Raw genomic sequence first — 25,871 nt, forward strand, 5'->3', positions numbered from 1 at the left:
TAGAACCTTAAAAAATGGCATTATCGCAACCATTAAACTATCTTATTGATTCTTTGGTCAATACCATGTTGCTATGCTCAAAGATGGGCTACTTTCTTTACTGTAATAGATTCACTTAAATCCTATATCTGAATATGTATAATTGATAAAAGTGAAAATTAAATAAAAATTAAGCCCAAGTAGTATTGAGTCATTCAATGAATACCTACTGAAAAATGTGACTATTTTGAACTTTAACAGCTATACTTAATTGATAACAATATAAATATTACAACTGGTTAATTAATAGTTTACTTTATTTAGTCAAGTAATAAATAAACAATCTAGTAAGTTAATTCTTGTTAAAAAGCTTTAGGTTAACCATACATTTTAGTATAAAAAATTGTAATTATCTTTTTCCTTGCTTTATTAATTCTTTGTGATAAAGATAATAAGCACCTCGTGAAACCATTCGAAGCTGGAAAATAAGATCTTCGATTAATCTTTGACGTTGAATGGTATCAAAATCAATCGCTTCCGCTCCCGCATTAAAAGCAATAGTTACCATTGCTTCAGCTTGAGCTTCGTTATAATGATGAGGCATTTTGTTAGCATTATCCAAATAATCAACTAATTCTTCAATAAAATGTTGAATTTCACGTGCAATGGCTGATCGAAATGCCGATGATGTCCCTGCCTTTTCACGAAGTAATAGTAAAAAAACTTTAGGATTTTTATCAATAAATTCAATAAACGTTGTTACAGAAGTACGCAACACGCTACCACCTTTTTCAATACGTTTTCGCGCTTGGCGCAACAATTGGCGAAGGGTTAAACCACTTTCATCAACCATAGCTAAACCCAATTCATCCATATCACGAAAATGTCGATAAAACGATGTTGCAGCAATACCAGCTTCTCGAGCAACTTCACGTAAGCTCAAACTGGCAAAACCCTGCTCGGCATTTAGTTGATTAAACGCCGCATCAATTAATGATCGACGAGTTCTCTCTTTCTGCTGTGCACGTACGCCACTTGTTTTAATGTTTTTCATTTTATATTTATTGATTTTAACAAACGTTCTTTTTCTGCAAATACTTTTGGCATATGTTCGCGAATCGTTTTTGCAATTGTTTCATAACGTGAACGCAAAGGTGAACCAGGTCTATAAATCAAAGCAATACTACGTACTGGAATCGGATCGGTACAAGGAATATAGCAAATATTATCTCTCATTCGCTCATTTGGAGCAGCTAGCTCAGGAAATAAAGTTATTCCTCGACCCGCAGAAATCATACTACGCAAGGTTTCTAAGCTTGTTGCTTTAAATTGTTTATCTTCATCAATACCTACTTGAAAACAATATCCCATAGCATGTTCACGTAAACAGTGCCCATCTTCCAACATTAAGAATTTTTGACCTTTTAAATTAGAAAGTTTAACTGTTTGTTTATTTGCTAACTCATCGTTTGCTGGAACAGCTAAAAACATTGGCTCATTAAATAATGGAAGTTCAATAAATTGCGCCGTTTCTTTTACTTGTGCAATTATTGCGCAATCTAATTTACCACTTTCAAGTTGAGCGACAATATTAGCAGTTTGTGCTTCATGTAAATAAAGCTCTAATTGAGGAAAAGATTCATGTAGTACAGTTATTACATGTGGTAATAAATAAGGAGCAATAGTTGGTATTAAACCAATATGCATCGGACCTGACATCTCTTCCCCTTGGCGACTAGCCATCTCTTTAAGGATTTGAATATTGCGTAATATCTCTTTAGCTTGCTCAACAAGCATCATACCTGTTTGAGTAAATAATACTTTGCGACTAGTACGTTCTAATAACATCACGCCTAGTTCATCTTCCAATTTTCTGATTTGTCCACTTAAAGTTGGTTGACTCACATTGCAAGCATCAGCAGCTTTACGAAAATGACGAAACTCAGCTAACGAAACAAAATATTCCAAATCACGAATATTCATAATGTCCCCAAAATAATTTATCAGTTAATGGTATATACTCAAACAATTTTTATTGGCTAATCCTGTTTAAAAAATTAACAGATTGAAAGATAACTTAAATATTTATCATGTTGTTTATATGAGCTATTTTCTATAATATATTAAAAATTTTTGAATATAGGTTAGTTAATTATAATTAGATAGTAAAATTACACATAAAATACATGTAAATAGATAATGTTGTTTTCTAGACCAATATCGCTAATTGTACTATATAAAGTGCTATTATTGATAATTATGTTTAAAAATTAAATAGAATATTAAACTAAAATCCTAAAGTATTTAATTTTACTATAGTTAAAGTTGATAAATGAAGAAAAATGGAAAGTTATAAGCAATTGAGATATAATCGCGCGCTATATCACTTGAGTAAATATACTTTTAGAGGTGCACTATTTTTAAACAAGTCTCTCGCTTTTACCGTAAAATGTTTCACATCGAAAAACAGAAAGAATCTCGATATGTTTTGATATCTCGCAATGAACACAATATTTCACGTAAAGATATTAGTGAAAATGCGTTAAAAGTTCTTTATAGATTAAATAAACAAGGATATGAAGCTTATTTAGTTGGTGGATGTATTCGAGATCTTTTACTAGGTAAGACACCTAAAGATTTCGATATTGCAACCAACGCAACACCAGAACAAGTACAAAAAACGTTTCGCAATTGCCGTTTAGTTGGCAAAAGATTCCGTCTGGCGCACATTATGTTTGGTAAAGAGATTATTGAAGTAGCAACCTTCCGCGGTGAGCATAGCAACCAAGATGAACAAAACAATATTGCCAAACGTTCCCAATCGGGAATGCTGCTACGCGATAATGTATATGGAACAATTGAACAAGATGCTGTTCGTCGTGATTTCACGATGAACGCTTTTTATTATAGTATAAAAGATTTTACGTTACGTGATTACTGTGGTGGCTTAAAAGACTTACAAAATGGAATTATTCGCTTGATTGGTGATCCAAAAGTTCGCTATCGTGAAGATCCGGTTAGAATGTTACGAACGATTCGTTTTGCCGCTAAACTTGATATGCAAATTGAACCTACAACAGCTGAACCAATCAAACATCTTGCACCTTTGTTAAAAAATATACCGTCAGCAAGACTTTTTGATGAATCACTAAAATTATTACAATCAGGCAATGGATATAACACTTATTTATTATTAAAAAAATATCATCTTTTTGAGCAATTATTTCCGATCATTGAACAACTATTTACTCAAAATAATAATAGCTATTTAGAAAAAATGATTGAGCAAGTTTTAAAAAATACTGATTACCGAATAGCTAATAAGCTACGTGTTAATCCTGCATTTTTATTTGCTGCTTTTTTTTGGTATCCAATTATTGAACAGACACAATTAACTTGTGTTGAAAGTGGTTTGTTATTTCATGATGCATTTTCAATGGCTATTAATGATATACTAAGTGAACAATGCCGAATGATTGCAATACCTAAGAGATTAACAACAATAATGGGAGATATCTGGCGTTTACAATTACGAATGAAAAAACGTGAAGGAAAACGTGCATTTGCAATTTTGGAACATCCTAAATTCCGTGCAGCATATGATTTATTAGAAATGCGGGCATCCATCGAAAAAGGTGAACTTTTAACTCTAGCTAAATGGTGGGATGAATTTCAGCATACTTCTGTCGACAAAAGAATTGCAATGGTTAAACAAATCAGTAAAACAAATAAGCGCAGAACCAAACATTAATTTTTCGTTCGCACTTTTATAAATAACCGTTATAATGCTTAGCATATAATAATCATAACTACCTTTAATTATTGATGAAAAAATTAACGCCGTCATTTATTGCAATTACCGTTACCCTTTCATTGTCTAATAGCTGCTATGCTATAGGTTTACCTAAAGCTGAAAGTAATAATCCACAATGTTTTGCCAGTGTTCCAAAATATGATCGCCCTTTAGTTAAAGGTGATATTAACACATTGCCTGTTAATGCCGAAGCAAACCAATTTGAAGCGATTTATCCAAATACTGTCATTTATCAAGGTGATGTTTCAATAGAACAAGGGAACCGCACAGTACAAGCAAATAAAGTCACAATTGACTCAACTAATCAAAAAAACCGTTTAGCAATCTTACAAGGAAACATTAATTATCAAGATAATTTGATTAAAATAAAAGGTAATAATGCATCAATGAATCTTAATAATAATGATACCCAAATCAGCCCTGGTGAGTATCATCTTGTTAATCGACTTGGTCGCGGTGATGCTGATGAGATGAAACTTGAGAAAAATCGATTGGTTATTTTGAAAAACGGCAGTTTTACCTCATGTCCTGTCGATGACGGTACTTGGAGTATTAAGGGTTCAACGATTATTCACGATAATGAAGAGCAATTACTTGAAGTATGGAATGCGATATTTCGTATTGGTAAAGTACCTGTATTGTATTCACCTTACTTACAATTACCAACAGGTAATAAGCGTCGGTCAGGTTTATTAATGCCTAATATAAGTTATGACAGCGTCAGTGGTATTGATTTTACTTTACCTATTTATTGGAATATTGCACCTAATTATGATGCCACATTCATCCCGAGGCTATTACAGCGTCGCGGCCTTCAATTACAAACCGAATTCCGGTATCTGAATGAGCTTGGTTTGGGTACACTCGCATTTGATTGGCTACAACATGATGCTAAATATAATGAAGATAGAGATAGATTATTAAATGGTAATAACTATGATGACAATCGTCATCGCTGGTTATTCTATTGGAAAAACGACGAATTAATTAATTACAATTGGCGTTTTACTGTTGATTCGACACGTGTAAGTGATAATCAATATTTAGCAGATTTAGATTCTAAATATACATCTCAAACAGCAGGATATCTAACTCAGTTTTATAAATTAGGCTATAATGATCCAAATTGGGACATTACTTTGGGCTATAGACACTTTCAAGCCTTTCAAGATGGTGTGAAAGATTCATTGTATCAAACTCAACCACAATTAAATATTAATTATTATAATTATGATTTTGGACCAATTAAATTTAAAACGTTTTCTCAAGTATCTCATTTTATAAGCTCCGGAAAGAATAATCCTAAAGCATGGCGCACTCATATTGAACCATCAATTAATTATACTTTAACTAATTCTTGGACAATATTAACAACTTCAGCCGGTATAATGGCAACACATTATAGTCAAGATAATATTAAAAGACACATTGATAGATATAGACAGTTAGATAAAAATGTAAACCGTTTTATACCAAAATTTAGTATTGATGGTAAAATTATATTTGAGCGTGACTTCAATTTCATTGATGGCTATACCCAGACATTAGAACCTCGAGTAAAATATATATATATTCCATACCGAAATCAGTCTAATATAGGAACTTATGATTCCACCTTATTACAATTTGATTATGTGGGTTTATTTAGAGATCAACCATACAGTGGATTGGATCGAATTGCTTCTGCTAATAATATAGCCACAGGGGTAACAACTCGTTTTTACGATAATAATAAAGTTGAAAAGTTTAATTTTTCCATTGGACAGATTACTTATTTTACTAAATCAAAAACCAGCGAACATAATACTGGATTAGATGAAAACTCAGATACTGGTAGTATCACTTGGGCTTCTGATAATTTTTGGCGGATCACTGATAATATGATTTTCAGGAGTGGTATACAATATGATACTAGAATTGATACTGTCTCTTTAGCTAATGCAATATTTGAATATCGTCCATCAAGTGAAAAACTACTACAACTATCTTATCGTTATGCTAACCATAATTATATTAATACGGTTGATTTAAGTTCTTTATATAAGAATTATAAACAAGATATCTCACAAGCTGGATTTGTTACAGCGTGGCCGTTGTCACAAACAATCAATGCGGTAGGTTCATACTATTATGACGTCAACTTAGGCCAAACGGCCGATAGCTCCATAGGGTTACATTATAGTGATTGTTGCTGGGGAATGACTGTACAATATGGACGAAAGTTAACAGATTGGGATTCAATTACGCGTAGCAGTAAATACGAAAATAAACTCTCCGTTAATTTTGAATTACAAGGTTTAGGGCGTAACCGTGATGCGAAAGCAAAAATGTTAAACTTTGGAAAACTTCCATACACAACGACATTTTAATGAACATATTAATTTTATTTAATATAACTAATTAAATTAATACAGTAATATTTATACTGTAACAAACAATACGAGTAACGCAAATATGAAACTATCAAAATTATTGATTACTTTAAATTTAAGTTTAACCATAGGACTACTTACTCCATTATCAACAGTTGCCGCACCTAAGGTTATCGAACGAGTAGCTGCAGTAGTTAATAATAATGTCATTTTAGAAAGTGATATTAACGACATGTTAAAAACAATAAAGGCCAGTACTGATGCGAGTAATCTGCCTAATGATAATGTATTAAGAGAGCAAATTCTGGATCGCTTAATTATTGAAAATTTAATTTTGCAAAAAGCAGCTAAAGCAAAAATTACAATCAATGATGATGAAGTCACCAACGCTATTGCTAGAATTGCAGAGCAAAACGGTATGACGATTGATGAACTCAGAAGTAAACTTTCGATAATGGGTATTAGTTATAGCAGTTATCGGGAACGTATTCATAATGATATGTTGATCGAACAAACCAGAATGAATGAGGTTAGGCCTAGAATTAAAATTTCAGAAAAAGAAGTTGAAACTTTGACTAAAAATCTTTCTGAACAGCCAGCTAACAATATAGATGTCAAAATTAGCCATATTCTTATATCTGTACCAGAAAAAGCGTCTAAACAACAGATTGATAATGCAACTAACAGAGCAAATGATATTATAAATCGGGCACAAAAAGGTGAAAATTTTGCAAAATTAGCAACGACATACTCAAACGATGATCTGGCTTTAAAAGGTGGCAATATGGGTTGGAATAAACTTAACGAGCTACCAACTATCTTTGAAGAACGACTTGTTAGAGCACAGAAAGGCAGTATTATTGGCCCAATTCGTTCTGGTGTTGGTTTACACATTTTAAAGGTAGATGATACCCGCAAAGAAGCCCCAAAAAAATATACAATTGAAGAAATGAATGCTCGCCATATTTTAATTAAAACGAATGTATTGGTGACAGACCAAATAGCTAGACAAAAATTGAATGATATTCGTAAATCAATAATCAATGGTACAATGAGTTTTGAAGCAGCTGCAAAAGCTAATTCAGAGGATCCTGGATCAGCCGAAAATGGAGGGAATTTAGGTTGGAATCGTCCAGAGGTCTATGACAGTGGATTTAGAAATGCTTTAGTTCATTTGAAAAAAGGTGAGATCAGCCAGCCAGTTAAATCATCCTTCGGTTGGCATTTGATTCAACTAATCGATACTAAACAAACTGATGGAACCAATGCAATTAAACAAGATCGGGCTTACCGATTAATATTCAATCGTAAATTTAGTGAGGAAGCTCAAGTGTGGATCCAAGAATTAAAAGGCGATGCCTACATTAACATTACAGGTGAAAATAAGCATGAATAATCGTGTTCATCAAGGGCATTTTGCCCGTAAACGATTCGGACAAAATTTTTTACATGATGACTATATTATTGAAAGTATTGTTGCAGCCATACAACCTAAAACAGATCAAGCTCTAGTAGAAATTGGTCCTGGGCTAGCTGCATTAACAGTTCCAGTCAGTAAATACGTTGATCATTTAACGGTTATAGAAATTGATAGAGATTTAGCCAGTAGATTGATTGATAACCCTTTGTTAAAGAATAAATTGACTGTTATCGAACAAGATGCTTTAACCTTTAACTTTAATGAGTTAAACCAACAATTAGGTAAACCATTAAGAGTATTTGGTAATTTACCCTATAACATTTCTACACCGTTAATGTTCCATTTATTTGAATATGCCAATATCATTGTTGATATGCATTTTATGTTACAAAAAGAAGTCGTAACTCGACTTGTTGCGGCACCTAATAGTAAAGATTATGGTAGATTAAGTGTCATGGCACAATATTATTGCCAAATTATTCCAGTATTGGAAGTACCCCCAACATCATTTAAACCAGCACCAAAAGTTGACTCTGCGGTTGTAAAATTGATCCCTTACAAAGAAAAACTTCATCAAGTCAATGATGTCAAAATACTTTCTCGTATTACAACCGAAGCATTTAATCAACGCCGAAAAACAATTCGTAACAGTTTAGGTAATATGTTTACAGTTGAACAATTAGTAGAACTAAATATTGATCCAAATTTACGTGCTGAAAATATAACTGTTCAACAATATTGCCAGCTTGCAAATGCATGGAAATAGCTTTATGGCAAATTTACTCATTGGTGATATTCATGGCTGTTATGATGAATTTATGCGATTACTCGAAAAAGCAAAATTTGCCTCTTCAGATACTTTATGGTTAACAGGGGATCTTGTTGCCCGTGGCCCTAAATCACTAGATGTTTTACGATTTGTTAAGCAACATAGTCAAAAAATTCGCATGGTATTGGGAAATCATGATTTGCATTTATTATCGGTATATGCTGGTGTTACACTTACTAAAAAGAAAGATAATTTAGATGAAGTCATCAATGCTCCCGACTATGATGAGCTTATGAACTGGCTACGTAAACAGCCATTGGTTCAGATTGATGATTCATTAAAATTAATCATGACCCATGCAGGTATTTCACCACAATGGGATCTTGAATTACTAAAAAAGTGCGCTCAGGATCTGAGTGTCATGTTATCTAGTGATTCATATCCCTTATTTTTAGATAATATGTATGGTAACTTTCCTGATGAATGGTCATCAGAATTACAAGGATTAGATCGCCTACGTTATATTGCCAATGCGTTAACACGTATGCGTTTTTGTTATGAAGATGGTCGATTAGATTTTTATTTTAAAAAATCACCTGAACAAGCACCAGTAAAACTTAAACCTTGGTTTTTATTGCCAAGTAAAATACCCCCAGAATACAATATTGCTTTTGGACATTGGGCTGCGTTAAATGGTAAAGGAACACCCGAAAATATTTATGCACTTGATACCGGATGTTGTTGGGGTGGAAAACTAACATGTTTACGATTTGAAGATAAAAAATATTTCAAAAAACGTAATAATGAAACAAAAAATTAAAGTTATTGTTAACAAGGACTAATAATTATGTCTGCATTATCTGTCATAAAATCTATTTGGAAAGTGATTAATGTAATACGAGAAATGTTTCTTAATTTGATATTCTTAGTTATTATTCTGATTATCTTCGGAGGTATTGGCTTAATAAAAGAAGCCAAAAAACAAAATACAGTACCTCAATATGGTTCATTAGTTTTAGATCTTGAAGGTGTGATTGTCGATAACACGAATTACAGTGATGAAATCTATGCCTTACAAAATAAAATATATGGCAAGAAAATCAATACATCGCGCGAAAATAGCTTATTCGTATTAACTCAAAAAATTGCTCAAGCAACCATCGATCCAAATATTAAAAGCATGGTTTTGAAGTTAGATAATTTTGTTGGTGCTGATTTGAGCTCTTTACAATATGTGGGTAAATATTTAACAAAATTCAAAGAAGCAAAAAAACCAATTTATGCTTTTGGTACAACTTATAATCAAAGCCAATATTATTTAGCGAGTTATGCCAATAAAATCTATCTAACACCTCTTGGTTCAGTCAATGTATATGGATTATCTGCTAACAATTTGTACTATAAAACTCTACTTGATAATTTAAAAGTTAATACGCATGTTTTCAGAGTAGGAACGTATAAATCTGCCATTGAACCATTTGTTCGCGATAATATGTCAGAAGAAGCAAGAAATAATACAACTCGTTGGTTAACTCTTATGTGGGATAATTATCTTAATGATATCTCAACACAACGAAAAAAAGCCAATACCCAATTAGTACCCACACCTGAAAAAATGCTATCAGAATTGAAATCTGTAAATGGCAATATGGCTCAATATGCTTTATCTAATGGTTTAGTTGATATCATTACTTCAAATCATCAATATGAATTAGAATTCATTGATCAACATGAAATTAGCATTTACGATTATCTACTCAAATCAGAAGAAGAACAATTAATAAGTGATAATAATAAGAGCAACACTCCACTTATCGCTGTTGTATTTGTTAATGGTACTATCAATAATAGTGAAAATAGTCGTGCTGTAGCAGGAAGCCAAGATATTGTTCAGCAACTTAAAGAAATTCGTCAAAATCTAGATAAGCATAATGTGCAAGCCGTAGTGTTACGAGTAAATAGCCCTGGGGGAAGTGTTGATGCATCTGAAGCAATTCGCAGTGAATTAGAAGCTTTACGTAGTTATAAAATTCCAGTCGTTGTTTCTATGGGAGGAATGGCTGCATCAGGTGGGTACTGGATCTCAACTGAATCTGATTATATTGTTGCTAGTCCGAACACCATTACAGGCTCTATAGGTATATTTGGTATTATTCCAACATTTGAAAATTCTTTATCTCATGTTGGTGTTTATAGTGATGGAGTAAGCACATCACCATTAGCAGGCAATAATTTAACTAAAAACTTGCCTGAAGAAACAAGTCAATTAATTCAAATGAACATCAACAATGGCTATCAAAAATTCATTTCACTGGTAGCAAAAGCGCGAAAAATGACTACAAAACAAGTGGATAAAATTGGACAAGGTCAAGTATGGTTAGGATCAGAGGCAAACAATATAGGACTCGTTGATAAGTTAGGTGATTTCGATGATGCTGTTGAAATAGCAGCAACATTAGCAGATTTAACTGATTATAGAATTGATTGGCCAAAACCTGAAGTAAACTGGTTTAATGCATTATATTCAGATATGATAGCTATATTACCTCAATCAACAGCTGAGATATTCTTTGAACATCTCCCTGAAGCAAAACAGCTACAACAACATATATCTTTATGGAATAATTTTAACGACACTCAAAATCGTTATATTTATTGTTTAAATTGTGCTGATGTTCATTAAATCATATTACTATCCGCCATGAACTGGCGGATGGAATTCTTCAATGGTACTAGATGATAAAGTTCTAATATTTTAATCATTTTTTTCTCGATTGAAAAAATAACTCATATTTTTCATTGCTTCTTGAATATATTGGTAATTTGGTACTTCATTAAGCTCATGATTGTGCAGATCCATATAACGACTAATACCAATTCTATTAACAAAGTAAATATTATCAGATGTTCTAACTGCATAAGAACTGTAGTTGGACATTAATAACCAATTACGATCAGTTATAGGTTTAAATAAATCATATCCAGTAGAGTAATCCTTTATATCATTTTCAACATATAAATAATGCTTCATCAGGGATGGAACAACATCTTCATGGTTAGTTAATTTATTACTGTTATTTATCAAATTGCCTAATTCTGTCGCACCAATAATAATAAAAGGTACTTTAGTTTGAGCATCGGTATAATTACCATTATGCCCCCAAAAACCGAGTTTATTATCATTCATTTCTTGACTATGATCACCAGTGATAATTAACAATGTATCATTTAATGAGTCTGATTTAATAAGTTCATCATAAATACTTTGTAATAAATAATCATCATAATAAACGCTTTGTTTATAACGATTAAAAATTGGCAAAGGATCTGTATCATTATTTAATGTCATATAATTAAGATCGCCAATAGGTTTAAACCTAACTGTAAAATCATCAGGAAAATCATAAGCATGCGGTGCATCATAAAATAAAAAAGAAAACGTTGGCCTTGAGGTATCTCGCGATTTATACCATGATAACCAATCGTCAGTGATTTGTTTATCCCGTTTAGATGCAGAGCCATCTTTACTACTGATTCTTAAATTTTCAATGGTAACAAACGCAGTTCGGTCAAATTCAGGTGCAGTAACTTTAGCTGATGTAAAAATACCAATATTATAATTTTCTTTCTGTAAAGTTGTAATAAATAAAGACGGAATACTACCACGTAAAAATGAATCCCAATAGGTACCTGGAATACCGTAAAAAAGTCCAAAAATACCCGTGCGCGTTGCATTACCTGTAGAATAATGATTATTAAAGACAACGCCATCGTTGTTCTTAACAAACTGGAAGGTATTTGGAGAAATTTCATTACTGAAAGTATCGTATCGCCATGAATCTAAAACAATAAACATTATGTTTTTAAGTTTTTTATTTTCTGGGTTAATGACTAATGGATTTTTAGGATAATCTATAGTTGCGTTGATATAATCCTTATCATAAACAACTTTTCGCTCTCCTTGCTTATCAAAAAAATTCATGATTTTTTTTGAAGTCAATGGACGATAGAGCGGAATATATTCTTTCACCACCATTATTGGGGAATAAGCATAATAAAAAGCAACCATATGTCCGAATTGGCTAATAAATAAAGAAACAATCAAAAACAGCGTAGAAAATAAAATTGCATTCGTTTTACTGTGTGGTTTTGATATTTTGAAATCAATAATATAGATAATAAGATATTCAGCACAAAATGAAACGACAATAAGTACCAGCATTAGCAGATAAGTTGCTATCGAAAAATCAACAATTTGACCCGACAATACCATTGATAAAACTGATTCATTAATGTGGAATCGATATTGTTGAAAGACAATTGTATCAACATATAATGTTATCTGAATAAGACTAAACAAAATAGCAAGAATAGCATGGCATAAATATTTTCTTAACCATAGTGTTGGTATACAGATTAAAAAGAACAATATATATAATGAAAAAAAATGCCCAAGTACTGCAAACACTGAAAATGTGCTACCAAGCCAAGAAAACGATATATCGGGAACAAGAAAGAAGCGTATTGCAATAAGAGATGAAATGAAGATATTTATTAAAACACAACAATATAATTTTTTCATAGTATTCACTATTAGGTAATTCATTCACTTTTTTAAGAATCTTACAGCATTTTATACTGAAACGTAGTGCTTTCCTGAAACTTTTTTACAAGTTAGCATTATCTAGATAAATACTAATAAAATATTAACAAAAAAGGGCTCTATTTGAGCCCTTTTTCTAGATTCAAAAAAGTTATCGACGATCGGCAAAAATTCTTAGTAACATAATAAATAAATTGATAAAATCAAGATAAAGTTGTAATGCACCTAAAATAACATAACGTCTAAATAAATTCTGATCATCTTGAGGTAAACCATCACCTAACTCTTTCAATTTTTGAGTATCATACGCAGTTAATCCTGCAAAAACAAACACACCAATATAGGTAATAGCCCACATTAACGGTTGACTATGCATAAACATATTCACTAATGACGCAATGATTAATCCAATTACACCCATAAATAAGAAACGGCCGAAACCAGACAAATCTCGCTTAGTAGTATAGCCATAAAAAGCCAAAGCTGCGAACATGCCTGCGGTAATAAAGAATACACTTGCTATTGATGATGAAGTATAAACCAAAAAATAGATAGAAAAAGTACAACCATTTAAAACCGAATAAAGCATAAATAATGTGGTTGCAGCAGCACCAGAAAGTCTATTGATCATGCCAGAAATGACGAAAACTAATGCCAGTTCCGCAATTAACAACAACCACATACCTTTATATAATAACTGCACCAATGCCATATTACTTGATGCAAACCAAGCAACTAAAGCTGTTAGTAATAAACCTACTGTCATCCAGCCATATACATGGCTCATATACGTTTGTACACGACTACCAGCTTGTTCGTTAATTAAACCATTAGGCGAAAAACTTGCCATTCTTTACCTCTCCTAAAATGTTACATAATCTTATGTATTATATATTAAATAAGGATTAATTCCATTTTTTCAATGCGTCTATGTCAGTTTTTTTTGCTTCAACCCAGTGTTCTCCATCAATGATTCGTTCTTTCTTCCAAAATGGTGCCTCATTTTTTAAAAAATCCATTATAAATTCAGCAGCCGAAAATGAATCCGCACGATGAGCACTACTTACTCCAACAAATACTATCTGCTCATTAGCATTAATTTCCCCAACTCTGTGAACCACCACTACTCGACTTAATTGCCATTTTTTTCGAGCATTAGCAATTATATTAGCTAATACTTTCTCAGTCATTAATGCATAATGTTCAAGATAAAGGCTTAATGTTCGTTTTTCAAAACAACGAACTTTACCCATAAAAGTAACAATAGCACCATCTTGGGGTAATTCTGAAAGCCAATTAATTAACTGATTAGTATCAATTGACTCTTCATTTACTCTAATAATATCCATAATTTTAACCGCCCGTTACAGGAGGAAAAAAGGCAATTTCATCATTAGTCTGAATAATATAATCAGTATCCACCAACGTTTGGTTCACTGCACATAAAATAACTCTCTCTTTAAATGCTAAAGCCCACCTATCGCCACGTTTACTAAGTTGTTCGAGCAATTCAAAAATAGAAACTTGATTAGCATCTAAAAAGATGCTATCAACTTCCACTAACTCTCTAATTTGAGCAAAAAAAATAATTTTATTCATTTATTTCCTTGGCAATAAACTCTCCTGACTTACCACCACTTTTAGTCAATAATTTTACTTGTGTAATCACCATATCCTTTTGCACAGCTTTACACATATCATAGATAGTTAAAGCCGCAACTGATGCAGCAACCATAGCCTCCATTTCAACACCTGTTTGCCCATTTAATCGACAACTAGCTTGAATGCGAATACAACTTTTTATTCGATCAGCTTCGATATCAATTTCAATTTTACTTAGTAAGAGCGGATGGCAAAGAGGAATAATATCCCAAGTTTTTTTTGCAGCTTGGATGCCTGCAATTCTTGCTGTCGCAAAAACATCACCTTTATGATGCTTACCTTCTATAATCATATCAAGTGTATTGATATTCATTAAGACTAGTGATTCTGCGCTTGCTTGCCGCATTGTGAGCTGTTTGCTTGAAACATCAACCATATGAGCATCACCACGATGATTAATGTGCGAAAATGACTCAGGCATCTTTAATTCCTTAAATATTTATTCACTTGTTAGAATATAGCCAAGATAGAAAAATTTTACAAGTAGCTACCCATATGATTAAATTAATTATTATAAAAACAAATAAAAATAAATTTATTTTAACCTATCTAATCATCAATAAATTTGATATGTTTATGCGAGTTAAATAAAAACTGCGTACAATATTACTTTCTGTTAATTATAATTGTGATTCTCAATGCTTATTGCTCATGTAGCCTTACCAGTACCACTTTACCAACTTTATGATTATCACTTAACTAAGCCAGCTAAAATTGGAATGCGGGTGAAAGTTCCATTTGGTTTCCGCAATGCCATAGGTATTATTGTTAGTATAGACCAACAAACCGATATTAATGTTAAAAATTTAAAAAATATAACTACTATTATTGATAGTGAGCCTATTTTTACTTCAGATATCTGGCAGTTATTAAACTGGGCGGCAAATTATTATCATTATCCAATTGGTGAAGTTTTATTTCATGCAATGCCCGTTTTATTAAGACAAGGACGTAAAGCGAATAAAGATGAAATCAAAGATTGGCAATTAACTGAATTAGGGAAAAATATCGATCTGACATCATTATCACGAACACCAAAACAAAAATTATTATTATCATCATTTAGAAGTAATGCTGTTGATTTTATTAATCCAAGTACCGCCATCTATAAGGAATTAGAAAAAAAACAACTTATAACTCGCGTAAATTGCCAACCAGATACTATAAGATGGCAAACAAATTTCTCTACCAATCCAAACTTGATTAAATTAAATCAAGAACAATTTTATGCTATAGATACAGTAAATAAACAACGTTATAATTTTGCTGTATTTCTATTAGAAGGCGTTACTGGTTCAGGAAAAACTGAAGTTTATCTCAATATAATATCTAATGTATTAGCTAAAGGTGAACAAGCATTAGTATTAGTTCCTGAAATTAGCCTTACACCACAAACAATCAAACGTTTTAAAGAACGATTTAATGTACCAATAGATATTTTACATTCAGGATTAACTAATAAGCAGAGACTGGCTGTTTGGTTAAGAAGCAAAAATGGAGAAAATGCAGTTGTTGTTGGTACCCGTTCATCACTTTTCACACCGTTTAAAAATTTAGGCATGATTATTATTGACGAAGAGCATGATAGTTCTTACAAACAACAAGAAGGATGGCGTTATAATGCTCGTGATTTAGCAATTATTCGTGCTAAACTTAAAAATATCCCTGTTTTATTAGGTTCAGCAACACCTTCATTAGAAACTTTAAATAATGTTAAAAATCGTAGATATCAATTATTGCAATTAACAAAACGTGCAGGACAAGCTAAGCCAGTAAAGCAATCTATTTTAGATATTCGAGGTTTAACACTTATAGCTGGCTTATCACAGCCTTTAATTGAACAAATAAAAATACATCTACAAAATAATAATCAAGTCATGTTATTTTTAAATCGGCGTGGTTATTCACCTTTATTAATTTGTCATGATTGTGGTTGGATTGCAGAATGTCCCCGTTGTGATCGTCCATATACTTTTCACCATCAACAACAGAAACTTAACTGTCATTACTGCGATACACCAAGGGCAATTCCCAAACAATGTCCAAAATGTGGTTCAACTCACTTAGTACCAGTAGGTTTTGGAACTGAACAATTAGAAAAACAACTTGAACTCCTTTTCCCTAATACTAAAATAAGTCGTATTGATCGTGATACTGTAACTAAAAAAGGAGCATTAGATGGTTATTTGCAAAGCATCCAACAAGGTGGTGCACATATTTTAGTGGGTACACAAATTTTAGCGAAAGGACATCATTTTCCTGATGTAACATTAGTGGGTATTATAGATGTCGACGGTGCATTATTTTCGAGTGATTTTCGAGCCACAGAACAATTTGCTCAGATCTACACTCAAGTATCAGGACGAGCTGGACGTGAAACAAAAACAGGAGAAGTAATATTACAAACCTATCATCCAGATCATCCATTACTAAATGTCTTATTAAACAAGGGATATCAAGAGTTTGCCAAACAGACCTTAAAAGAGCGTCAACAAACGCTATTACCACCATTCAGTTATCAAGCATTAATACGTGCAGCTGATCGCAATAATCATCATGCACAAAACTTTTTACAACTTATTCACGAGAAATTGAAAGAGTATGGTGATAATACTTTATGGCAACTTGGTCCTATTCCAGCAAATCAGCCTAAAAAAGCAGGATATTACCGTTGGCAACTTTTACTACAACATACAAATAGGCAACTATTGCACTTAATTTTAGACAAACTTGTTATTGATATAGAAAAGTGGAATGAGACATCAAAAGTAAGATGGAGTATTGATATTGATCCTATCAATAATTAAGATATTGTAGTCGCCGACCGATATTAAAAATCGGCGGCTTAAAATAAAATTATAAAGCTATTTTGCCTACATTTTTGTCCAGTGTTGCTTGACCAATACCTGAAACTTCTTTTAATTGTTCTATAGAAACAAATGGTCCTAATTTTTCACGATATTCAACAATTTTTTTGGCTTTACTTATACCTATACCCGTCAAGACTTTAGTTAACTCTTCTGCAGTAGCTGTATTAATATTAACTTGTATAATTTGTTGCTGTTCTTTTTTAGTTACTTCATTAGGTGGATTATCCGCAATACTTAAACCGGAAAAACTGATACTTGATAATAAAATACATAAAATTGAAAATAGTTTCATTTGATTAACCTCTTAAATATAGTTATGCAATTAATATGCTTTTTAACTATCTCATTTAATCAAATATTAAACGTTTACTAATTTCATAAATGAGAAAAGTCACCGAAGTGACTTTTCATTTTTGCTAAATTTTGCATTAATTTATGATTTGGATCACAAATTTGCATCAGGCATAATTTCAATCTTAGCTTTAGAACGAATATCGTCAGTAAGATAATAATATATATTGTTGATATATAATGGCAATAATTCCGAGGACACATCTTTTTGTTCATTAGGCGTTTTCACATCGGTTAATACCACAATTGTAGCACTTTTATCATCTAAATATTGAACACCGAAAACTCTTTTAGATGTAACTGATGGTACTAAATCAAAAACCATATTAACGATTTTCTTATCCAGTGCTTTTGAGTCTCTAGAAAGTTTAACACTTTGAGAAAAATTAACATTTGATGAACTACCTGTTTCATTTAATTGCGTTAATATATTATTGACAGTCGATTTGAAACGCTCATTAGCAATATTTTGATATAGTTTTGTATTAATTTCATCTTTGACCTCTTCAAAAGGTGCTATGCCTTCCTTTCGATAATCAACAATTTGAATTACAAAATCAATCATATTAATGCCTTGACCAACAGTTATCATTTCAGAAACGTTACCTGTTGCTTGACCATCAACAATCATTTGATCACCAAATGCAACATCTCTAACTTCTGGGTATCGTAAGATGGTAGCGATATCATTATAATAAGACCAATCTGAATTAACTATTTGTAAATCTGAATCTTTTGCAATAGCTTCTAATGAATTAGGATTTTTATTTATCGCAGCCTGAATTTTCTTTTCTACAGAATCAAACATGGCATTTAATTTATCATCTTCTAGTTTTGAAGTAATCACATGTTTTGCATAATCAAAATCCATAACTTTAGACTTTTGTACATCATCTAATTTGACAATAATATAACCATCGTCAACTTTTATCGGCTTAGAAGTTTGTCCAACTTTTTTCAAATTAGCGTCTTTAAATGCTTGAGGTAAAGAATCATCCATAGTAAACCATCCTAATGAACCATTTTTTCCATACGGAGAGGTACTAGGGCTCTGATTAACCGTTTTAACAATATTATCAAAACTACCACCAGAAGATAGATCCTTAATAATATCATCAGCCTGTTCTTTATCAGTGACATAAATTACACTGTAAGCTTGTTTTTCAGGGAAGGAATAATCTTTTTTATTTTTTTTAAATTGTTGTTGTACTTCTTCATCACTAATACGAATTTTATCTACATAGTTATATTTCTTATTCAAAATATAATTAAACTTAACCCTTTCTTTCCGATAAAACTCGCTCTTATGTTCTTCATAATATTTTTTTTCATCTTCAACAGTGATTTTAACATCATCCATATTAACCACTTTAGGGCTTAAAGTTGTTGCATAAACTGTCCTTGTTTGATCTTGTAATTTAGCTAACTCAGAATCCACTGGTAATACAAAACTGGAGCTGACTAAAGCATTAATCACTTGTTGTTGTTGCAAAGAAGTTTTTAAGCTTGCACCATAACTATCAGGTGTAAATCCGTTTGCTGAAAGGAGTTCTAAATATTTTTTATTACTAAATTTACCATTTTCAAAAAACACATGTTGTTGCTTGATGAATTCTTTGACTCTTTCATTACTAATATTTGCGTTTAATTGTTCAGAAAATTTATAAGATAAAAAATTCGTAATTTGTGAATATAATACATTGCGACGAAGTTGTTTAATAAAAGCGGGATCACCAGCTGAACCTGATGTAACTTCTCTTACTTGAGCTTCAAATTGTGCTCGATTTATCCCTTCTCCATCAACTTTTGCGATGTATTGTTGAGCATCTCGTGCATTATTACCGCCACCAAACCCCAAAAAACCTATCCCTGTGAATATAAATGATAAAATAATTATTGTAAAAATAATTTTAACTACAATATGGTTTGCAGCTGTGCGGATTGTATCCATCATTTCTTGCGATTCTCCATATATCTAAAGATTAATTCGGCAAGTATAGCATATTTACCTAAATTGGCTATTATCGGAACGTTAAGAGATAAAAAAAGATCAACATTAAGTTGATCTTTTTAAAATTAAATATAATTAATTTAATTGTGTCTGAACCGGAATTTTAGATTTAATTTGTTTTGTTGCCTTTTTAGTTGACTGTTTTAAATTAATTTTCTCTTCTTCCAATTCTATACCAAATGGATTATTTTGTAATGCTATTGTGATTACTTCATCAATCCATTTTACTGGGCAAATCTCAATTTCAGTTTTAACATTATCTGGAATTTCTTCTAGATCTTTTACATTATCCATCGGTATAACGACAGTTTTAATTCCACCTCTATGTGCCGCAAGTAATTTTTCTTTAAGACCACCAATAGGTAATACTTCTCCTCTTAAAGTAATTTCTCCAGTCATAGCAACATCTGAACGAACAGGATTGCCTGTTAAAGTTGATATTAATGATGTACACATAGCAATACCAGCACTTGGACCGTCTTTCGGTGTAGCACCATCGGGAACATGTACATGAATATCACGTTTTTCGTAAAAATCACTGTTAATACCTAACTTTTCAGCACGAGAACGAACTACCGTCAATGCAGTTTGAATAGACTCTTGCATCACATCACCCAATGAGCCTGTATAAGTTAATTTACCTTTACCCGGAACACTAACTGATTCAATTGTTAGTAAATCACCACCTACTTCAGTCCAAGCAAGACCAATAACTTGCCCAATCCGATTTTCATTATCGGTTTTACCATAATCAAATCGTTGTACCCCTAGGAAATCTTTTAAATTATCCTGAGTTACCGTCACTTTTTTCAACTTGCTGTTTAAGGCTAATTGTTTTACAACTTTACGGCAAATTTTTGCTATTTCCCTTTCTAAGCTACGCACTCCCGCTTCACGGGTATAGTAACGAATAATTCCAATAATAGCCGAATCATCTATACAGATTTCTTTCGGTTTTAACCCATTATTTTCTATTTGTTTAGAAATAAGGTGCTGTTTAGCAATGTTTAATTTTTCATCTTCCGTATAACCAGAAAGACGAATAACTTCCATTCGATCTAATAAAGGAGCAGGAATATTCATAGAATTAGCAGTTGCAACAAACATTACATCAGATAAATCATAGTCAACTTCCAGATAGTGATCACTGAAAGCACTGTTTTGTTCTGGATCAAGTACTTCTAACAATGCAGAAGCAGGATCACCTCTCATATCAGATGCCATCTTATCAATTTCATCCAATAAAAATAATGGGTTTTTGACGCCAACTTTTACCATACGTTGAATCAATTTACCCGGCATGGAACCTATATAAGTTCTTCTATGACCGCGAATTTCTGCTTCATCACGAACTCCACCTAATGCCATTCGAACATATTTACGCCCCGTTGCTTTAGCTATCGATTGACCAAGAGACGTTTTACCTACACCAGGAGGTCCAACTAGACATAATATAGGCCCTTTAACTTTATTAATTCGACCTTGAACAGCTAGATATTCTAAGATACGATCTTTAACTCTTTCTAAACCATAATGATCTTTATCTAGAATTTTTTGAGCGCCCTCAATATCTTTTTTAACTTTGCTATGCTTATGCCATGGAATTTGTAGCATCCAATCAATATATCCTCTGACTACAGTTGCTTCAGCAGACATTGCAGGCATCATTTTGAGTTTATTGAGTTCAGCCAAAGCTTTTTCTGTCGCCTCTTTTGGCATTTTAGCTTGAGTAATTTTATTTTTTAACTCTTCATATTCGTCGGTTTTATTATCAATATCACCCAATTCTTTATGAATTGCTTTTATTTGCTCATTAAGATAATATTCCTTCTGCGCTTTTTCCATCTGTTGCTTAACACGCTGACGAATATTTTTCTCAACTTGTAATAAATCTATCTCAGATTCCATCAATGAAATAAGTAACTCAAAACGCTTTTCCAAATTAGCTGTAACCAGTAATTCTTGTTTTTGTTCTACTTTCAAAAATAATGTAGCCGCAATAGAATCAGCCAATTGTGAAGGCTCTTTAATTAAACGAATTGAATCAACTACTTCTTGAGTTACCTTTTTATTCAGTTTTGCATAATCATCAAAGTTAGAAAGTACAACTCGCATTAGAGCTTCATTTAAATCATCATTCTTATTTTTTTCATGCAATGTTTCGATATTGGCAATAAAAAAGTCGTCTTCTTTTTGTTCTAAAATATCAACAATTTTAGCTCGTTCAACGCCTTCAACTAAAACTTTCACTGTTCCATCTGGAAGTTGAAGCAATTGTAAAATATTGGCAACAGTCCCAGTTTCATATAAATCTTCAATATCGGGATCATCTTGTGAAGGATTTTTTTGAGTAACAAGAAAAACTTGTTTATCCATGTCCATTGCACTCTCAAGACACCGTATTGATTTATTTCGACCAACAAAGAGAGGAATTACCATATGTGGAAACACCACAACATCACGTAATGGTAAAATAGGCATAATCATTTGTTTAGTTTGTTTTGTTTTCATTTTTTTCTCTCTAATAGTACAAACCCATTATGATGATATTGGGATTGATTTTAGATATTCAAGCCTATTCTTATGATTCAAATATATACTATTCCTTAAACATTTTGACAATATCTACATGTAATTAGACATAATATAAATAAGATCATGCTTGTTAACATATTAACGATAACAAGCATATTCATAGTTAAGCTGACAACTCAACATCTTCTCGGTAAATTAAAGCTGGGGCTTGAGATTTCTCTACTGTTTCTTGTTCAACAATAACTTTTTTAATATTTTTTATTGATGGTAAATCATACATTATATCTAATAAAATATTTTCAACAATAGAACGTAAACCACGAGCTCCGGTTTTGCGTTGCAACGCTTTTATTGCAATAGCATTTAATGCCTCTTTAGTAAACTCTAACTCAACTCCATCTAACCTAAATAACTCTTCAAACTGCTTGGTCAAAGCATTTTTAGGTTCAGTTAAAATGCTAATTAAAGCATTTTTGTCTAATTCTGATAATGTCCCGATAACTGGTAATCGGCCAATAAATTCAGGAATTAAACCAAATTTTACTAGATCTTCAGATTCAACTTGAGCTAGTAACTCAGTCTCTGTTGCCTTATTTTTACTACTTTTGACATCAGCACCAAAGCCAATGCCAGTATTAACAGACACGCGATTTCCAATGACTTTATCTAAGCCACTAAAAGCCCCACCACAGATAAAAAGAATTTTTGAGGTATCTACTTGTAAAAATTCTTGCTGAGGATGTTTACGCCCACCCTTCGGAGGCACAGAAGCAATAGTACCTTCAATAATTTTTAATAATGCTTGCTGAACTCCTTCACCTGATACATCTCTAGTGATTGAAGGATTATCCGATTTTCTTGAAATCTTATCTATTTCATCAATGTAGATTATGCCACGTTGTGCTTTTTCAATATCATAATCACAACTTTGCAATAATTTTTGGATGATATTTTCAACATCTTCACCAACATACCCAGCCTCAGTTAATGTTGTAGCATCTGCCATCGCAAAAGGAACATCCAAAAAGCGAGCTAAAGTTTCAGCTAATAATGTTTTACCACTACCAGTTGGACCAATTAATAAGATATTACTTTTACCTAATTCGACATCATTATGACTTATATAATTACGTAAACGTTTATAATGATTATAAACAGCTACAGATAATACTTTTTTTGCTTTTTCTTGACCAATAACATATTCATCAAGATGGTTTCGAATTTCATGAGGAGTTGGTAATGGTTTACTATTAAATTCTTCATGTGAGAGAAAATTTTTTGTCTCTTCTTTTAAAATATCATTGCATAACCCAATACACTCATTACAAATATAAATAGATGATGGTCCTGCAATTAGTTTGCGAACTTCATGTTCACTTTTACCACAAAAAGTACAATAGAGTAATTTTTCTGAGCTTTCATTATTCACTTTTACCACCTAGCTAATTTATTATGAACGTTTACTATATATGGCGTCCACTAAACCATATTCAACTGCTTTTTCGGCAGACATAAAGTTATCACGATCTGTATCTTTTTCAATTACACTAATATCTTGACCAGTATGCATAGACAAAATATTATTTAAACGACTTTTTACTTGTAAAATTTCTTGTGCATGTATTTGAATATCTGAAGCTTGTCCTTGAAAACCGCCTAATGGTTGGTGAATCATTACTCTAGCATTAGGTAAGCAATATCGTTTCCCTTTTGTTCCTGCAGTTAGAAGCAATGATCCCATTGAACACGCTTGTCCCAAACAAATTGTACTAACATCTGGTTTTATAAATTGCATCGTATCATAAATAGCCATTCCAGCTGTAACAACACCTCCTGGCGAATTTATATATAAATGAATATCTTTTTCAGGATTTTCCGCTTCTAAAAATAACATTTGAGCGATAATTAAGTTAGCCATATTATCTTCAACTTGTCCTGTTAAAAAGATAACTCGCTCTTTTAATAAACGTGAATATATATCGTAAGCTCTTTCTCCTCGAGAGCTTTGCTCAACAACCATTGGAATCACACCCATATATGGTTCTAAAGGCATTTTTATCTCCTATTAAACAAAATAGCCCAAACAGATAATTCTTATTTGGGCTTAAAAGTAATCTTTTTTATTGAATGAAGCAGTATATAGATATTAAGCCATTTGCTGATTCATTAATTCAGAAAATGAATAGTTTTTATCAGTTACTTTAGCACTAGCTAATAATAAATCAACTACTTGATCTTCAATTGCTACAGACCGAATGTTATCCATTGCTTTCTTATCTTTGCTGTAAAATTCGAAAACTTCTTTAGGATCCTCGTAAGCAGAGGCTATTTCATTAATTAAAGACTTAACCTTTTCATCATCTGCTTTAATCTTATTACTTTCGATGATTTCGCTAAACAATAAACCAACTGATACGCGACGTTTAGCTTCAGCTTCAAATAATTCTTTAGGAAGTTCCATTGATTGTTTCGTGTTTCCACCAAATCGAGATACTGCTTGTTGACGTAGTACATCAATTTCTCGTTCAACTAATGCGCTAGGAACATCAATTTCATTATTCTTAACTAAACCGTCAATAACTTGTGCTTTAATTTTATTACGAATTGTTGCGTTGAGTTCGCGTAACATATTTTTTTGGACTTCAGCACGTAAGCTTTCAACTGAACCATCAGCGATACCAAATCGTTTGATGACTTCTTCGGTAAGTTCTGGAAGTTCAAGTTCTTCCACTTTTTTCAATGTTGCAGAAAATACGGCAGGCTTACCTTTTAAATTTTCAGCATGATAATCTTCTGGGAATGTTACATTAATATCGAATTTGTCATTAGCTTTATGATTCAAAATTGCATCCTCAAATCCTGGAATCATTCTACCTTGACCTAATACTAATACAAAATCATCAGCTTTACCGCCTTCGAATTCCTTACCATCAACTTGACCAACAAAATCTAGAGTGACACGATTTTGTTCTTTAGCTTCCTGATCAACTTCCTTCCAAGTCCCTTGCTGTTTACGTAATGTTTCAATCATTGTTTCAACATCAGCATCAACAACCTCAGCTACTGGCTTTTCAACTTCAATCTTATCTAAATCTTTGATGTTAACTTCAGGATAAACCTCAAATTCAACTGTAAATGTGTAATCCTCTCCATCCTTATATTCATTTGGAGTATAAGTTGGGGCCCCTGCTGGATTTAATTTTTCTTGAACAATCGCTTCAATGAAATTTTTTTGCATCAAATCACTCAATGCATCTTGTAAAATGGACGCACCATAGCGTTGTTCAACAATTTTTAAGGGTACTTTTCCTTTGCGAAAACCATCAATTCGTACTTTTTTTGCAGTGTTAACCAGCTCTTTATCAATTGCTTTTTTAATATCTTCTGATTGAATTGTAATTGATAAACGTCTACCTAAACCTTTTGTTGTTTCCACCGAAACTTGCATCTGTATACCTCGAAATTATTGAATAATATTTGCCCAT

Annotated in this window: 20 protein-coding genes; 7 read left to right on the top strand and 13 right to left on the bottom strand. The window is 32.3% G+C overall.

The features are described from left to right. Window positions 1-388 precede the first annotated feature (388 nt). Together fabR and oxyR are read right to left on the bottom strand one after the other, a co-directional pair. Entirely contained in the window at window positions 389-1,033 is a 645-nt protein-coding gene (gene fabR / locus J3U13_RS02770) for an HTH-type transcriptional repressor FabR (protein ID WP_267339985.1), read from the bottom strand. Further along, entirely contained in the window at window positions 1,030-1,962 is a 933-nt protein-coding gene (oxyR, locus tag J3U13_RS02775) for a DNA-binding transcriptional regulator OxyR (RefSeq protein ID WP_267339986.1), read from the bottom strand. The genes fabR and oxyR overlap by 4 nt, the downstream gene beginning before the upstream one ends. A gap of 433 nt (window positions 1,963-2,395) precedes the next feature. Here oxyR and pcnB point away from each other — a divergent pair, with 433 nt between their 5' ends. From pcnB to sppA, 6 genes are all read left to right on the top strand, one after another. Next, window positions 2,396-3,730 (top strand): polynucleotide adenylyltransferase PcnB, encoded by a 1,335-nt coding sequence (gene pcnB / locus J3U13_RS02780; RefSeq protein ID WP_267340147.1) that lies wholly within the window; start codon window positions 2,396-2,398, stop codon window positions 3,728-3,730. Between the two features lie 74 nt (window positions 3,731-3,804). After that, entirely contained in the window at window positions 3,805-6,162 is a 2,358-nt protein-coding gene (gene lptD / locus J3U13_RS02785) for an LPS assembly protein LptD (RefSeq protein ID WP_267339987.1), read from the top strand. 85 nt (window positions 6,163-6,247) lie between these two features. Beyond that, a complete protein-coding gene (gene surA, locus J3U13_RS02790) occupies window positions 6,248-7,561 on the top strand; it encodes a peptidylprolyl isomerase SurA (RefSeq protein WP_267339988.1) in 1,314 nt (437 codons plus the stop codon). Continuing rightward, window positions 7,554-8,351 (top strand): 16S rRNA (adenine(1518)-N(6)/adenine(1519)-N(6))-dimethyltransferase RsmA, encoded by a 798-nt coding sequence (gene rsmA / locus J3U13_RS02795; protein WP_267339989.1) that lies wholly within the window; start codon window positions 7,554-7,556, stop codon window positions 8,349-8,351. The genes surA and rsmA overlap by 8 nt, the downstream gene beginning before the upstream one ends. A gap of 4 nt (window positions 8,352-8,355) precedes the next feature. After that, entirely contained in the window at window positions 8,356-9,174 is an 819-nt protein-coding gene (gene apaH, locus J3U13_RS02800) for a bis(5'-nucleosyl)-tetraphosphatase (symmetrical) ApaH (RefSeq protein WP_267339990.1), read from the top strand. A gap of 27 nt (window positions 9,175-9,201) precedes the next feature. Next, the gene (gene sppA / locus J3U13_RS02805) at window positions 9,202-11,037 is read left to right on the top strand and encodes a signal peptide peptidase SppA (protein WP_267339991.1); all 1,836 of its coding nucleotides are present in this window, start codon (window positions 9,202-9,204) and stop codon (window positions 11,035-11,037) included. Window positions 11,038-11,109: 72 nt separating this feature from the next. On the opposite strand, the gene J3U13_RS02810 is transcribed toward sppA, so the two are convergent. The 5 genes from J3U13_RS02810 to moaC all read right to left on the bottom strand — a co-directional run bounded on the left by J3U13_RS02810 (window position 11,110) and on the right by moaC (window position 15,040). Then, complete coding sequence (locus J3U13_RS02810; protein WP_267339992.1) at window positions 11,110-12,936, bottom strand: sulfatase-like hydrolase/transferase; 1,827 nt, start codon at window positions 12,934-12,936, stop codon at window positions 11,110-11,112. Between the two features lie 172 nt (window positions 12,937-13,108). Continuing rightward, window positions 13,109-13,807: a Bax inhibitor-1/YccA family protein gene (locus J3U13_RS02815; RefSeq protein ID WP_267339993.1), complete on the bottom strand. Its 699-nt coding sequence runs from the start codon at window positions 13,805-13,807 to the stop codon at window positions 13,109-13,111. 55 nt (window positions 13,808-13,862) lie between these two features. Further along, complete coding sequence (gene moaE, locus J3U13_RS02820) at window positions 13,863-14,306, bottom strand: molybdopterin synthase catalytic subunit MoaE (protein WP_267339994.1); 444 nt, start codon at window positions 14,304-14,306, stop codon at window positions 13,863-13,865. 4 nt (window positions 14,307-14,310) lie between these two features. Next, window positions 14,311-14,556 (bottom strand): molybdopterin synthase sulfur carrier subunit, encoded by a 246-nt coding sequence (gene moaD / locus J3U13_RS02825; RefSeq protein WP_267339995.1) that lies wholly within the window; start codon window positions 14,554-14,556, stop codon window positions 14,311-14,313. Then, on the bottom strand, window positions 14,549-15,040 hold the full coding sequence (gene moaC, locus J3U13_RS02830; RefSeq protein ID WP_267339996.1) for a cyclic pyranopterin monophosphate synthase MoaC: 492 nt from the start codon (window positions 15,038-15,040) through the stop codon (window positions 14,549-14,551). The genes moaD and moaC overlap by 8 nt, the downstream gene beginning before the upstream one ends. A gap of 217 nt (window positions 15,041-15,257) precedes the next feature. On the opposite strand from moaC, the gene priA reads away from it, so the two are divergent. Further along, complete coding sequence (gene priA / locus J3U13_RS02835) at window positions 15,258-17,426, top strand: primosomal protein N' (protein WP_267339997.1); 2,169 nt, start codon at window positions 15,258-15,260, stop codon at window positions 17,424-17,426. A gap of 49 nt (window positions 17,427-17,475) precedes the next feature. Here priA and J3U13_RS02840 read toward each other — a convergent pair whose 3' ends face one another. From J3U13_RS02840 to tig, 6 genes are all read right to left on the bottom strand, one after another. Continuing rightward, window positions 17,476-17,781: a ComEA family DNA-binding protein gene (locus tag J3U13_RS02840; protein WP_267339998.1), complete on the bottom strand. Its 306-nt coding sequence runs from the start codon at window positions 17,779-17,781 to the stop codon at window positions 17,476-17,478. A 153-nt stretch (window positions 17,782-17,934) separates the two neighbouring features. Further along, on the bottom strand, window positions 17,935-19,794 hold the full coding sequence (locus tag J3U13_RS02845; protein WP_267339999.1) for a SurA N-terminal domain-containing protein: 1,860 nt from the start codon (window positions 19,792-19,794) through the stop codon (window positions 17,935-17,937). 132 nt (window positions 19,795-19,926) lie between these two features. Next, entirely contained in the window at window positions 19,927-22,362 is a 2,436-nt protein-coding gene (lon, locus tag J3U13_RS02850; RefSeq protein ID WP_267340000.1) for an endopeptidase La, read from the bottom strand. Window positions 22,363-22,549: 187 nt separating this feature from the next. Then, a complete protein-coding gene (gene clpX, locus J3U13_RS02855) occupies window positions 22,550-23,824 on the bottom strand; it encodes an ATP-dependent protease ATP-binding subunit ClpX (protein WP_267340001.1) in 1,275 nt (424 codons plus the stop codon). Window positions 23,825-23,836: 12 nt separating this feature from the next. After that, the gene (gene clpP, locus J3U13_RS02860; protein ID WP_324123777.1) at window positions 23,837-24,439 is read right to left on the bottom strand and encodes an ATP-dependent Clp endopeptidase proteolytic subunit ClpP; all 603 of its coding nucleotides are present in this window, start codon (window positions 24,437-24,439) and stop codon (window positions 23,837-23,839) included. 93 nt (window positions 24,440-24,532) lie between these two features. After that, complete coding sequence (tig, locus tag J3U13_RS02865) at window positions 24,533-25,834, bottom strand: trigger factor (protein ID WP_267340002.1); 1,302 nt, start codon at window positions 25,832-25,834, stop codon at window positions 24,533-24,535. Window positions 25,835-25,871 lie beyond the last annotated feature (37 nt).

Source organism: Gilliamella sp. B2887 (assembly GCF_026537015.1).
Classification (GTDB): domain Bacteria; phylum Pseudomonadota; class Gammaproteobacteria; order Enterobacterales; family Orbaceae; genus Gilliamella.